This window comes from Rhodococcus quanlei (assembly GCF_055231015.1).
Genome location: NZ_JBUYWD010000010.1, coordinates 146471 through 159448 on the forward strand (window position 1 = coordinate 146471; position 12978 = coordinate 159448).

A 12978-nucleotide genomic window follows, 5' to 3' on the forward strand; every position below is an offset into this window, starting at 1 on the left:
TGTGTGTCGTTCGTGCGGTTTGCCTAAGCTCGACACCGTGGCAGGCAACAAAAAGGGCCAGAAGACAACCATCGACGAGGCGGCCGATCCCGCATCGCTGTCCTCGGTTGCACAGGACTATCTGAAGGTCATCTGGACCGTGCAGGAATGGTCACACGAACGCGTGTCGACGAAGTTGCTGGCCGAGCGTATCGGGGTATCCGCGTCGACCGTATCCGAGGCGATCCGCAAGCTGTCCGACCAGGGAATGGTCGACCACGCGCGCTACGGCTCCATCGCCCTGACCGACGCCGGCCGCGTGGCTGCCATAGGCATGGTGCGACGTCATCGCCTCATCGAGACGTACCTGGTCAACGAACTGGGCTACGGCTGGGACGAGGTGCACGACGAAGCCGAAATCCTCGAACATGCCGTATCCGATCTGATGGTCGAGCGGATGGACGCCAAACTCGGGTACCCGGAGCGAGACCCGCACGGTGACCCGATTCCCACGGTCGACGGCTCGATTCCGACCCCACCGGCCCGCCAGTTGAGCGATTTCGCCAACGGTGAGTGTGGCCGAATCGCACGGATCTCCGACTCCGATCCAGAAATGCTGCGTTACTTCGACTCCGTGGGTGTGGCGCTGGACGTGTCGGTCACGGTTCTCGAACGGCGCGATTTCGCGGGCACCGTCTCGGTTCGCCTGAGTGCGAGCACTGATGCACCGAGCGCCGACGCATCCGGCATCCCAGAGCCCGATCCCGTCGAGTTGGGAAATCCTGCCGCGGAAGCCATCTGGCTCGTCTGAGCGGCACAAGAGCGCCGCGAAGCGCGCGACCACCTAACGCAGAAGCGCCGCGAAGCGCGCGACCACCTAACGCAGAAGCGCCGCGAAGCGCGCGACCATCTAACGCAGAGTTGCGGGCCGCACGACCATGACCGAGCTTGCGCGACGGCCTCGTTCCTGAAGCAACGCGATGGTGTGCCCGCTCGGGTCGATAGCCGCGTACACACCCTTCATGCCGATCGTCGTCAGCCAGCGCCCCTGGCTGATGGACTCGGCCTCGTCGGCGTCGATGTGCCGGTGCGGAAACGCGGTTCGCGCAGCTTCGTCGATGTCGAGACTCACACCCGGCCGTTCGGTCAGTTCGTCGAGGGTTCGCGCGTGCTCCAACGTGAACGGCCCCACCCTGGTGCGGCGCAGCGCCGTCAGGTGGCCCCCCACACCGAGAGCCCGCCCCAGATCACGTGCAAGAGCACGCACATAGGTTCCGGACGAGCAATCGACCGTCACGTCCAGATCGACGTACCGGTCTACCGTCCGACGCTCGAGAACCGCGAATCGCTCGACGTGAACGGACCTGGGAGCCAGTTCCACTTCCTCACCGGCACGGATGAGGGCATGTGCGCGCCGTCCGTCCACCTTGATGGCACTCACACTCGAGGGAACCTGCGAAATGTCGCCGGTCAACTGTCGTACTTCGGCCGTGATCTCGTCGTCGGTGATGTGCGAGGCGTCGGCGGTGTCGACCGCGTCGCCCTCGGCATCGTCCGTGGTGGTGGAAGCGCCCAACCGAATGGTGGCGGTATATGCCTTCGTGGTCAGCGCGAGCAGACCGAGCATCTTGGTGGCGCGTTCGACACCGAGTACCAGGACACCGGTCGCCATCGGATCCAGCGTGCCGGCGTGTCCCACCTTGCGGGTGCCCAGGAGCTTTCGACACCTGGCGACGACATCGTGGCTGGTGATCCCGGCATCTTTGTCCACTACCAGGAGACCGGCGCCGACCAGTCCGGACGAGGGCTTTTCACGAGCAGGCACATCTGCCGATTCTGCCAGGACCTTCTCACGCCACAGAAATCGCCGTGAGAATCAGACCGTCCGAGATCATCCACCGACCGTCGAACGACGCGAGCGGCGGGCCGTCGAGGGTCTCGCCGGAAATCAGCAGATCGGAATGGAAGGTGCCGTGTGTGCCCTCGTCCGCCTCTTCGAACGTGATGTGTGCGTCCTCGAACCCCAACCACCGGCCAGTGAGTGGAAACCACGCCTTGTAGGTGGCTTCTTTGGCGCAGAACAGCAACCTGTCCCGGTTCACGCCGTCGGCCGGGTCGACACTCGCCAACCAGGTGCGCTCCGGCTCGAGGCTGACCGCAGGCAGGACGCCGTCGGGCAGGGGCGCGTCGGGCTCGGCGTCGATGCCCAGGGACCGCATCTGCATCGCATACGCGAGCACTGCCCCGCGATACCCGTCGCAATGCGTGAGGCTTCCGACCACCCCACGGGGCCACAGCGGTACGCCGCGCTCCCCCCGCAGGATCGGACCCGGATCCACACCCAATTGCTGCATCGCCAGGCGACCGCAGTGACGCGCAGACGTGAATTCACGCCTGCGCTTTTCGACCGCGCGGCCGATCAGCGCCTCCTCTTGCGGATGCGGTCGAAGGCCGGGTGGGTCCTCGTACAGTTCTGCCGACGCCACACCGGCCGGAAGGATGTGCTCGATCACGGCCGACGCTCCACTCGCATCTTTTCCACTGCCGCTTCCTGTTCCGGTGTCACCTTGAAGTGACCACCCCATTTGTTGAGCGTTCCCGGCGGATACTCGGGCACCGGAAGGATCTGCCGCAACAGGTTGTCCGGCAGACCACGCTTGCGCCATTCACGCGGATAGCCCAGCGACACCTCCTCGAAGCGCACACCCTCGTAGTACGTGGTGCGGGGAATGTGGAGGTGTCCGTACACCGAGCACACAGCGTTGTATCGGATGTGCCAGTCCGCGGTGAGGTCGGTTCCGCACCACAACGCGAATTCCGGATACCAGAGGACGTGCGTGGGTTCGCGCACCAGCGGGAAGTGGTTGATCAGAACCGTGCGGGTGCCCGGTTCGAGAGCGTCCAGCCGCGCCTCGGTCGCCTCCACCCTGCTGCGGCACCACGCATCGCGCGTCGCGAACGGCTCACTCGACAGGAGAAACTCGTCGGTCGCCACGACATTTTTGTCGCGTGCGATCGCCAGACCTTGTGCCTTGGTGAGCGCGCCGTCGGGAAGGAACGAGTAGTCGTAGAGCAGGAACATCGGCGCCAGCGTGACCGGGCCGTCCTCGGCCTCGAAGACCGGGTACGGATCCTCCGGGGTGATCACATCGATTTCGCGACACATGTCGACCAGGTATTCGTACCGTGCGACTCCGTGAATCTGAACGGGGTCCTTCGCGGTCGTCCACAATTCGTGATTGCCCGGCACCCAGATCACCTTCGCGAATCGACTACGCAACGTCTGGAGCGCCCAACGGATGTCGTCAGTTTTCTCCGAGACGTCACCGGCGACGATCAGCCAATCCTCGGGACTGTCCGGATAGAGCTCTTCCGTGATCGGCTTGTTGCCCCGGTGCCCGACGTGAATGTCGCTCACCGCCATCAGTTTGGCTGCCACGTACCGCTTCCTTCCTGATCACCATTCGGCGCCCGGCCCCTTTGGAGGTCCGCACCCGGCACCACCCACCGTCCGGATCCGACACGCCAGAGAACCGCGAGCATTCGCAGAACTATGAACACCGTAAGGCCCGTCCAGATTCCCGCCAGACCACGGCCCTGGAGCAACGACAACCAGATGAGTGGCAGGAAGCCGACCAGCGCGCAGGTGAGGGTCGCATTGCGCAGGAAAGCGACGTCACCCGCGCCCAGCAGCACACCGTCGAGTGCGAACACCACTCCTGCCATCGGCATGATCGCCACGAAGAACCACCATGCCACCGCCATCTCGGCCAGCACGGCTTCATCGGTCGTGAACAGTCTCGGAATCATTTCGTGTCCAGCCGCGAACACGGCTGACAGTCCGAGCGCGAACACCGTCGACCACACGGCGATGCGCCGAGACAGACGTCTCGCCCCGCGTAATCGTCCGGCGCCGAGGGCCCCGCCGACGAGCGTCTGCGCGGCGATGGCCAGCGAATCGAGTGTGAGAGTCACCAGGTTCCACAACTGCAGCACCACCTGATGCGCCGCGACAGATGCCGCCCCGAATCGGGAAGCCACGGCGGCTGCGGAGAGAAAGCACGCTTGGAACGCAAGACTGCGCAGAATCAGATCTCGGCCGAGCACCATCTGAGCCCTCATCACCACCGCATCCGGTCGGATCGGAACCCGTTCCCGAATCAACGCACCGATGAACAACACGGCCGATACCGCTTGTCCCACAACATTCGCCACTGCCGAGCCTTCGAGTTCCAGCCGAGGCGCACCGACCAGACCATGCACGAGAACCGGACACAACACGGCGGAGACGACGAGGCCGGCTATCACGAACCGCAGTGGTCTCATCGTGTTCTGAACGCCGCGCATCCAGCCGTTGCCTGCCATCCCGGTGAGGATGAGCGGAGCCCCGAGCACCGCGATTCGCAGCCAACTCTCCGCGGCCGCCGCAATGTCCGAATCACCGGCGATCACCGATACGACCGGCCTCGCGCAGACCTGCACAGCAAGAATCACGGCCACGCCGACGATCCAGGCGAGCCACGTGGCTTGGACGCCCTCCCCCACCGCCGCACGGTCGTCGTCGGCGCCGTGCATACGCGCTGCGCGTGCAGTCGTGCCATAGGACAGGAAGGTCAGTTGGGTGCTCAGCTGCGCAAGAACGAGGCCACCGACCGCGAGTCCAGCGAGCGCCATGCCGCCGAGCCGGCCCACCACCGCAATGTCGAACAGGAGATACAGCGGTTCGGCCGCCAACACTCCGAGTGCCGGCAACGCCAGCCCGAAGATTCGCGACGACGGGACGACATCCGTGTCGACCTCGGAGCCCTCGTCCAGTTCGCGGTTACCGGAAGCGCCCGCCGCCAAGTCTCATCCGAGTGCTTCGACGAGGGCCGCGACGATGTCGTCGCTTCCGGTGTATGCCGTGTATCCGGCGGCGTACCGATGACCGCCACCGCCGAGACGTCGTGCAACGTCCGAGACGTCGACGTCGTTCTTCGATCGCAACGACACCGACCAGGTTCCGTCGGCCGCCTCCTTCAGGACCGCGGCCACCTCGGCTTCGACAGTGGTCCGAACGATGTCGATGACACTCTCGATCTCCTCCGAACGCAGATCCCCGATGTCATCGCGGCGCACGATGGCATACACGAGGCCACGTCCGCTCGCTGCCGCCGGCTCCAACGTCGCAGATCCCAGAACGGACGACAACATCGGCAGCCAGCCGAAGGGGTGTGTGTCCAACAATCGACGGGCGATGTGGGAACCGTCGATTCCCGTCGCCAACAACCGCTCGGCGAGCGCGTGTGTACCCGACCGCACCCAACGGAACGACCCAGTGTCGGTGACCAGCCCCGCGAACAGGCAGTACGCGAGTTCGTCGTCGATCTCCACGCTCCACAGATCGAAGAGAGTGGCCAGCACCGCCGTGGTCGACTCCGCGTTCTCGTCCACCACGTTCATCGTCCCGAACCGGGTGTTGGACCGATGATGATCGATCACCAGGACCTCACGGGCCGACCCCAGCCGGTCCTCCAGGCGGCCGAGCCGGCCCGCACTGCCGCAGTCGACCGTCACCAGCAGGTCCACGTCACGTCGAACCTGATCCGCCGAGACCAGCAGGTGCGTACCCGGCAACTCCCGCATCGAGATCGGCAGCTCGCCCGGAAACCCGAATGCGACCTGAACCGGAATACCCTTGCGCTCGAGGACCAGACCGAGGGCCAGACCGCTGCCGATCGTGTCCGCATCGGGCTGGACGTGACACAGCACCGTCACCGAGGTCGCGTTCTCGAGAATCGACACCGCCCGACCCTTGCACGCCTCGAGCGAGTCGAGTTCGGGTAGGTCCTCCTCCGAAGCTTTCGTCATCGCCGGACCGAATCAGGAATCGGACGAACCATCGGACGGCTCGTCCGATCGTAGCTCGCGCGGTTCCTTGTACGGGTCAGCATCACCAGCCGGTTTCGCTGTGGCGGCGGACCGTGCGACCTCGTCGTCGGCTGCACGCGCGCGGGCCAAGAGCTCCTCCATGTGCCGCGCGGTGTCCGGAACCGTATCCGCAACGAACGACAGCGTCGGGGTGAAGCGCACACCCGTGCCCGCGCCCACCTTCGATCGCAACACGCCTTTGGCCTTTTCCAAACCGGCAGCGGCCGACTCTGTGTCGGGCTCGGTATCGAGATCGGCACCCATGACGGTGTAGTACACCGTCGCGTCGTGCAGGTCCGCTGTCACCTTCGTGTCCGTGATCGTCACGAACGCGAGCCGCGGATCCTTGATCTCGTGATCGATCGCGGTGGCGACGATCGTTCCGATACGTTTTGCGAGCTTACGCGCCCGGGCGGGATCCACCATGACAATCCGTCTCCTCTACCTGGCCCGGTGTGCACCGGCCTCCGTTCAACATTGCAGTCCCCGCCCTCACAGCGCAAACCTCTCCGGTCAGTCCTCCGGACCGAAGATCCGCCGGCGCACAGCCAGCAGCTGAAGTTCCGGCAACTCGGCCACGTGCCGTTCACACGTGTCGAGTACTTCGTGAATGTGGTCGACGGCCGAACTTGCCATCGTCACACCGAGCATGGACCGCCGGTACCTGTCCAACTCGCCGGTTTCGGCGGCGGAGACGCCATACCGCCGCAGGGCCGCGAGAACCGGCTTCACCGATGCTCGCTTCTCCTTCAGCGATCGCACGTCACCGAGCAGGATGTCGAGCTCGAGCGCCCCGACGTACAACATTCCCTCCTTCGCGCGACGTCCGCTCTCCCGGTTCGACGTGAACCGGGAGAGCGGACGAGACGATGTTGCTGTGACCGGATCGGACCTAGTCGCGCGGCTTCTCGCGCAACTCGTAGGCCTCGATCACGTCACCGACCTTGATGTCGGAGTAGGTGAGGGTCAAACCGCACTCGTAACCCTCGCGCACCTCGACTGCGTCGTCCTTCTCCCGCTTGAGCGAGGAGATGGTGACCGTCTCGGCAACGACACGGTTGTCACGCAACAACCGGGCCTTTGCGTTGCGCCGCACGATACCCGAGGTGACCAGGCAACCTGCGATGTTGCCGACCTTGGACGAGCGGAACATCGCGCGGATCTCCGCCTTACCCAGCTCGACCTCTTCGTAGATCGGCTTGAGCATGCCCTTGAGAGCCTTCTCGACCTCGTCGATGGCCTGGTAGATCACCGAGTAGTACCGGATGTCGACACCCTCGCGGTTCGCCAGCTCCGTCGCCTTGCCCTCGGCACGAACGTTGAAGCCGATGATGATCGCGTTGGAGGCCGCGGCCAAGTTGACGTTGGTCTCGGTGACGCCACCGACACCACGGTCGATGACCCGTAGCTGCACCTCGTCGTCGATCTCGATTCCGTGAAGCGCCTCCTCGAGTGCCTCCACGGTTCCCGAGTTGTCTCCCTTGAGGATCAGGTTGAGCTGCGAGGTCTCCTTGAGCGCTGCATCGAGGTCGTCGAGGCTGATCCGCTTACGGCTCTTCGCTGCCAGAGCATTGCGCTTACGGGCATTACGCCGGTCGGCGATCTGGCGTGCGATGCGGTCCTCGTCGACCACGAGCAGGTTGTCGCCTGCGCCGGGGACCGACGTGAAGCCGATGACCTGAACCGGACGCGAGGGAAGTGCCTCGTGGACGTCCTCGCCGTGCTCGTCGACCATGCGACGAACACGCCCGTACGCATCTCCGGCGACGATGGAGTCACCGACCCGCAGCGTGCCGCGCTGGATCAGCACGGTGGCAACAGGACCTCGACCGCGGTCGAGGTGGGCCTCGATGGCGACACCCTGAGCATCCATGTCCGGGTTGGCGCGCAAATCGAGCGAGGCATCGGCTGTCAGCAACACTGCCTCGAGCAACGAATCGATGTTCGTGCCCTGCTTCGCGGAGATGTCCACGAACATGGTGTCGCCGCCGTACTCCTCGGCAACGAGCCCGTATTCGGTGAGCTGACCGCGAATCTTCGCCGGATCTGCGCCTTCCTTGTCGATCTTGTTGACGGCGACCACGACCGGCACCTCGGCCGCCTGCGCGTGGTTGACCGCCTCGACCGTCTGCGGCATGACGCCGTCGTCGGCTGCGACGACCAGGATCGCGAGGTCGGTGGCCTTGGCACCACGAGCACGCATGGCCGTGAATGCCTCGTGACCTGGAGTATCGATGAAGGTCACCAGACGCTCGGCGCCTTCGAGCTCGGTGAGCACCTGGTAGGCACCGATGTGCTGGGTGATGCCTCCGGCCTCGGCCTCACGGACGTTCGCCTTGCGGATCGAGTCGAGCAGTCGGGTCTTACCGTGGTCGACGTGACCCATGACGGTCACCACCGGCGGACGGGATTCGAGGTCTTCTTCGCCACCCTCGTCCTCGCCGTAGGTGAGGTCGAAGCTGTCGAGCAGCTCGCGGTCCTCGTCTTCCGGGCTGACGACCTGAACGACGTAGTTCATCTCGCCACCGAGCAACTCCAGCGTCTCGTCGTTGACCGACTGAGTTGCCGTCACCATCTCGCCCAGGTTGAACAGCGCCTGCACGAGCGCTGCCGGGTTCGCGTCGATCTTGTCCGCGAAGTCCGACAACGAGGCGCCGCGGGCCAGACGAATGGTCTCGCCGTTGCCACGGGGCAACCGCACGCCGCCGACGGCGGGCGCCTGCATCGAATCGTATTCCTGACGCTTCTGACGCTTCGACTTGCGACCACGCCGGGGAGCACCACCGGGACGGCCGAAGGCGCCGGCTGCCGCACCACGCTGACCGGGACGACCACCACCGGGACGACCGCGGAAACCACCTGCAGGCGGCCCACCCGGACCGCCACCACGGTATCCGCCGCCACCGCCACCCGGGCGACCACCGGGGCCGCCGGGACGACCCGGGCGACCGCCCGGTGCGGGACGTGCGGAGCGCGGTGGCATCGCACCCGGGCTCGGGCGCGAGGGCATCGAGCCGGGGCTGGGGCGGGGACCACCCTGACCCGGCCCCGGACGGGGACCACCCTGACCAGGCGACGGACGCGGGCCACCCTGGCCCGGCCCCGGACGGGGGCCACCCTGACCAGGCGACGGACGCGGGCCACCCTGACCGGGACCCGGACGAGGAGCGCCGGGACGCGGTCCGCCGGGAGCGGGACGCGGCGCGGGGCGCTCAGCCGGCGCCGAGGAGAACGGGTTGTTACCGACACGCGGGGGCTTCGGGCCCGGACGCGGCCCGCCGGGCTTCGCGCCTGTAGACGGTGCGGGCTTGGCTGCGGGAGCAGCCGGGGTCGCCTTCGCCGCGGGAGCAGCCGGGGTCGGCTGACCGGGCTTGGGCGCCTCGGCCGCGGGAGCAGCCGGGGTCGGCTGACCGGGCTTGGGCGCCTCGGCGGCAGGAGCCACCGGGGCCGGGCCGGGCCGGGGTGCGCCAGGCTTCGGCGCAGACTTGGCCGCACCACCGGGCTTGGGCGTCTCGCCTGGCTTCGGCGCGGGCTTGGCTGCGCCCGGCTTGGGTGCACTGCCGGGCTTGGGTGCACTGCCGGGCTTCGCGGCCGTGGGCTTGGCATCGCCCTCTGCCTTCGGCTGCGCCGACGGGAAGGACTCCCTCAGACGTCGGGCAACGGGCGCCTCCACTGTGGATGACGCCGATTTCACGAACTCGCCCTGCTCCTTGAGCGTTGCGAGTAGTTCTTTACTTGTGACACCGAGTTCTTTTGCCAACTCGTGCACGCGGGCCTTGCCTGCCACTGCTCTCCTCACTGGTGAGGCCGAGCAGGAGGCTTCCCTTCGCAGGGGATCCCGCACGACCTCGGGTTATCTCCGATGGACGTTCATCGCTGGTGCTTCACGGTGTGCTCATGATTGCTTGTGCCTGTTCTTCTCGAGAGGTACTGCTCTATGAGGTACTGCTCTACGTCTGATGTGTCCGATTTCCCGGACACTCGCAGTGCTCTGCCGAATGCTCGGCGTCGCTCTGCAAGGCCCAGACATTCTCGATCGAGATGCAACCAAGCACCTCGCCCGGGAAGTCTGCGCCGTGGATCGGGGACGAGAATCACGCCGCTGGGCGTGAGCTCGCCGACCACGATCCTCAACAGATCGACAGTCTGCGCTCGCTGCCTGCATCCGACGCAGGTACGTACCGGATAATCGGTGCCGACACGCGCGGAAACGGGTAGCTCATGCTGAACCATTGACCACTCTACCGTCGACTGCCCCTGTTCTCCGCATTCCCCGTTTATGCATTGTTCACGTCGGGGTGACCGGACGCCTCGGTGACGCCGGTGGCATCGCTTCGGATATCGATCCGCCAACCGGTCAACCGTGCAGCAAGGCGCGCATTTTGTCCTTCTTTTCCGATGGCCAACGACAGTTGGAAGTCGGGTACCACGACGCGCACGGCCCGCATCTCGGGGTCCACGACAGTGACGGACACCACTTTCGACGGCGAGAGCGCGTTGCCGACGAACTTTGCGGGATCTTCGTCGTAATCGATGATGTCGATCTTCTCGCCGGCGAGTTCGCTCATGACGTTCCGGACACGCTGCCCCATCGGACCGATGCAGGCACCTTTGGCATTGAGTCCCTGCACTTGCGACTGCACGGCGATCTTCGAGCGATGGCCGGCCTCGCGGGCGACGGCGAGAATCTCGACCGACCCGTCCGCGATCTCCGGTACCTCCAGCGCGAACAGCTTGCGCACCAGATTGGGGTGCGTACGCGAGAGCGTGATCTGTGGTCCGCGCGCCCCCCGCGAGACGCCTACGACATAGCACTTGAGACGCTCGCCGTGTTCGTAGGTTTCCCCCGGCACCTGCTCGGCGGGCGGGATCAACCCTTCCGCTCCGTTGGCGTCGCTACCGATCTGGACGACGACCGTGCCACGCGCGTTGGCACGGGTGTCACGCTGAATGACTCCGCCGACGATCTCGCCTTCGTGAGTCACGAATTCCCCGAAACTCCGTTCGTGCTCTGCATCTCGCAGACGCTGCAGGATGACCTGCCGCGCAGTTGTTGCCGCGATACGCCCGAAACCTTCCGGTGTGTCGTCCCATTCGGCGCCGACCATATTGCCTTCGGCATCCGTCTCGTGGGCCATGACCCGTACGACGCCGCTCTTGGTGTCGACGTCGATTCGGGCGTGGGGCTGGTGGCCCTCGGTGTGCCGGTAGGCCGTCAGCAACGCGCTTTGAATTGTGGTGATGACGGTCTCGATCGAGATGCCCTTGTCGGCCTCGATGGCACGCAATGCCGCAATGTCGATATTCACTTGTCCAGCCCTTCCACTTCTTCTTCCACTCCCACTTCTGTCCCGCGCACGGAATCTGTGCTTTCGGCGGGTGCCACTCGCCCCTCTGCGACGCCTCCCGCGAGGTTCATCTCACGCGCGTTCGGCTTCGAGAACTCGACCTGCACGACCGCGTGCCGGATGTCGCTCAAGGCGACCTTCCGTACGGACGGCCCCGATTTCGCTCCGATGACCACGTCGAGGGTGCGCTCGTCCAAGCGCCCGATCCTGCCGTCGAACGTTTCGTGCTCGAGTTCGAACCGAGCCCGGCGTCCGCGTGAACGGCGCCAGTGCCTCTCGAGCGTGAGCGGCCGGTCGATTCCAGGCGAGGTGACCTCGAGTGTGTACGGCGATTCTCCGAAGTCGGACACGTCGTCGAACACTGCCGAGATCTCACGGCTCAGATCGGCCACGGCATCGAGTTCGAGTCCTGCGTCACTGTCGACGATCACCCGAACCGCACTGTGTTTGCCGGCCAGCGTCACGACGACGTCTTCGAGGTCGTATCCGTGCCTCTGCACCAGGCCGGAAACGAGTTCGGTCACTCTTTCCTTGGACGGAACCGGCATCTGAAGGACGCTCCTCTTTTCGGTTGTCGTCGGGCGGCAGCAAACTGTCGACACCGGGAGGCGACGACAGACGTTCGATTGTTTCGAACACCTAAGCCTAACGCCCGTTTCGGGTGCCCGTGACCACCACCGGTGTTCGATTCTGTCGATCGCCTCCGAACCTGGCACCATGGACCGGTGCTCACCCCTGCCCGCCCGCCTGTTCTGACGCGACGATCCGTCATGCGGTTCGCTGCTGCGTCGACCGTCGGGGTCTTCGCGGTCTCCTCTCTCGCCGCCTGCTCCGACGATTCGGACGACACGATGGAGGTCGACCATCTCACCTCGGCGGCGACACTCGCGCGGCGCGACGCCGAGAATGCCAAAGCGGCGATCGCGCTGCTGCCCGACCGTAACGGCGCCTTGACCACGATCAGCACCCAACGCCGACTGCACGCCGAAGCACTCGAGTCGGAGATCGCCAGAGCCACAGGCACTTACGCCGACGGGTCCACACCCACCGGCGCTGCTGCGCCGACGACGGTAGCCCCGCAGCCTGCCCCACCCCCGGATCTACAGACTCTGCGCGACCGCCTGGCCGAATCCCAGCGCAACGCGACGGAGTTGGCTCGTTCACTCAGTGGGTACCGCGCTGGTTTGTGTGCCTCGATCGGTGCCGCGTGCGGCACACATCAGGTGGTGCTGCTGCCGTGATCACACCGACGATGTCCGAACAGCCCAGCGTCACCGCGGCACTCGAAACCGAGCATGCCGCGATCTACGCCTACGGTGTCATCTCCGCGTTCGCCAGTTCTGCACGGTCAGGTCAAGTGCGCGCCGACGTCGCTGCGCATCGTGCGATGCGCGACGCTCTCGCCGATTCACTGAAAGCAGCGGGGGCCACGCCGCCGCGAGCCGCAGCCGGATACACCACGCCGTTTCCCGTGGTCGATCCGGTCTCGGCCGCGCAGCTCGCCGCGCAGACCGAGTTCGATGTCTCGGTTGCATGGCGTGGCGTGGTGGAGAACGGCACCACCGCAGAGACACGCGCGTTTGCAACGGAGGCACTCGCCGCGGCGGCGGTCCGCGGCGGACTCTGGCGGTCCGCGCTGGGTATGAACCCGTGGACACTCGCCTTCCCCGGCCAACCGTGAGATTGCAACACGTTCTAGTGTCGTAGGGGTCACACCACCACGACACGACAGAGCGAGGCC

General features: G+C 65.6%; 15 protein-coding genes. 4 read left to right on the forward strand and 11 right to left on the reverse strand.

Annotated elements, in window-relative coordinates:
• The first annotated feature begins 37 nt into the window (after window positions 1-37).
• The gene (locus tag ACZI8Q_RS08225) at window positions 38-790 is read left to right on the forward strand and encodes a metal-dependent transcriptional regulator (protein ID WP_463373020.1); all 753 of its coding nucleotides are present in this window, start codon (window positions 38-40) and stop codon (window positions 788-790) included.
• A gap of 99 nt (window positions 791-889) precedes the next feature.
• On the opposite strand, the gene truB is transcribed toward ACZI8Q_RS08225, so the two are convergent.
• The 9 genes from truB to ACZI8Q_RS08270 all read right to left on the reverse strand — a co-directional run bounded on the left by truB (window position 890) and on the right by ACZI8Q_RS08270 (window position 10014).
• On the reverse strand, window positions 890-1804 hold the full coding sequence (gene truB / locus ACZI8Q_RS08230; RefSeq protein ID WP_463373021.1) for a tRNA pseudouridine(55) synthase TruB: 915 nt from the start codon (window positions 1802-1804) through the stop codon (window positions 890-892).
• A 25-nt stretch (window positions 1805-1829) separates the two neighbouring features.
• Entirely contained in the window at window positions 1830-2492 is a 663-nt protein-coding gene (gene npt, locus ACZI8Q_RS08235) for a 4'-phosphopantetheinyl transferase Npt (RefSeq protein WP_463373022.1), read from the reverse strand.
• Window positions 2489-3418, reverse strand: coding sequence for a metallophosphoesterase family protein (locus ACZI8Q_RS08240; protein WP_463373023.1), 930 nt, complete (start codon window positions 3416-3418; stop codon window positions 2489-2491). Before ACZI8Q_RS08240 ends, npt begins: the two co-directional genes overlap by 4 nt.
• Window positions 3403-4794, reverse strand: coding sequence for an MATE family efflux transporter (locus ACZI8Q_RS08245; protein WP_463373166.1), 1392 nt, complete (start codon window positions 4792-4794; stop codon window positions 3403-3405). Before ACZI8Q_RS08245 ends, ACZI8Q_RS08240 begins: the two co-directional genes overlap by 16 nt.
• Before the next feature lie 33 nt (window positions 4795-4827).
• The gene (locus ACZI8Q_RS08250; protein ID WP_463373024.1) at window positions 4828-5829 is read right to left on the reverse strand and encodes a DHH family phosphoesterase; all 1002 of its coding nucleotides are present in this window, start codon (window positions 5827-5829) and stop codon (window positions 4828-4830) included.
• Between the two features lie 12 nt (window positions 5830-5841).
• Window positions 5842-6315: a 30S ribosome-binding factor RbfA gene (gene rbfA / locus ACZI8Q_RS08255; protein WP_463373025.1), complete on the reverse strand. Its 474-nt coding sequence runs from the start codon at window positions 6313-6315 to the stop codon at window positions 5842-5844.
• An 87-nt stretch (window positions 6316-6402) separates the two neighbouring features.
• Window positions 6403-6693 (reverse strand): DUF503 domain-containing protein, encoded by a 291-nt coding sequence (locus ACZI8Q_RS08260; protein WP_463373167.1) that lies wholly within the window; start codon window positions 6691-6693, stop codon window positions 6403-6405.
• 88 nt (window positions 6694-6781) lie between these two features.
• Window positions 6782-9676, reverse strand: a complete 2895-nt coding sequence (gene infB / locus ACZI8Q_RS08265) for a translation initiation factor IF-2 (RefSeq protein WP_463373026.1) — start codon at window positions 9674-9676, stop codon at window positions 6782-6784.
• A gap of 83 nt (window positions 9677-9759) precedes the next feature.
• Window positions 9760-10014 carry a YlxR family protein gene (locus ACZI8Q_RS08270; protein ID WP_463373168.1) on the reverse strand — a complete coding sequence of 85 codons (255 nt, stop codon included), beginning with the start codon at window positions 10012-10014 and terminating at the stop codon, window positions 9760-9762.
• Between ACZI8Q_RS08270 and ACZI8Q_RS08275 the strand changes: the two genes are divergently transcribed.
• Window positions 9931-10107, forward strand: a complete 177-nt coding sequence (locus ACZI8Q_RS08275) for a hypothetical protein (RefSeq protein WP_463373184.1) — start codon at window positions 9931-9933, stop codon at window positions 10105-10107. The two genes, ACZI8Q_RS08270 and ACZI8Q_RS08275, sit on opposite strands and share 84 nt — an antisense overlap.
• Before the next feature lie 59 nt (window positions 10108-10166).
• Here ACZI8Q_RS08275 and nusA read toward each other — a convergent pair whose 3' ends face one another.
• Together nusA and rimP are read right to left on the reverse strand one after the other, a co-directional pair.
• On the reverse strand, window positions 10167-11198 hold the full coding sequence (gene nusA, locus ACZI8Q_RS08280) for a transcription termination factor NusA (protein WP_463373027.1): 1032 nt from the start codon (window positions 11196-11198) through the stop codon (window positions 10167-10169).
• Window positions 11195-11785, reverse strand: coding sequence for a ribosome maturation factor RimP (rimP, locus tag ACZI8Q_RS08285; protein ID WP_463373028.1), 591 nt, complete (start codon window positions 11783-11785; stop codon window positions 11195-11197). Before rimP ends, nusA begins: the two co-directional genes overlap by 4 nt.
• 222 nt (window positions 11786-12007) lie before the next feature.
• Here rimP and ACZI8Q_RS08290 point away from each other — a divergent pair, with 222 nt between their 5' ends.
• Together ACZI8Q_RS08290 and ACZI8Q_RS08295 are read left to right on the forward strand one after the other, a co-directional pair.
• On the forward strand, window positions 12008-12478 hold the full coding sequence (locus tag ACZI8Q_RS08290) for a hypothetical protein (RefSeq protein ID WP_463373029.1): 471 nt from the start codon (window positions 12008-12010) through the stop codon (window positions 12476-12478).
• Complete coding sequence (locus tag ACZI8Q_RS08295) at window positions 12475-12918, forward strand: ferritin-like domain-containing protein (protein WP_463373030.1); 444 nt, start codon at window positions 12475-12477, stop codon at window positions 12916-12918. The genes ACZI8Q_RS08290 and ACZI8Q_RS08295 overlap by 4 nt, the downstream gene beginning before the upstream one ends.
• The last annotated feature ends 60 nt before the right edge of the window (window positions 12919-12978 follow it).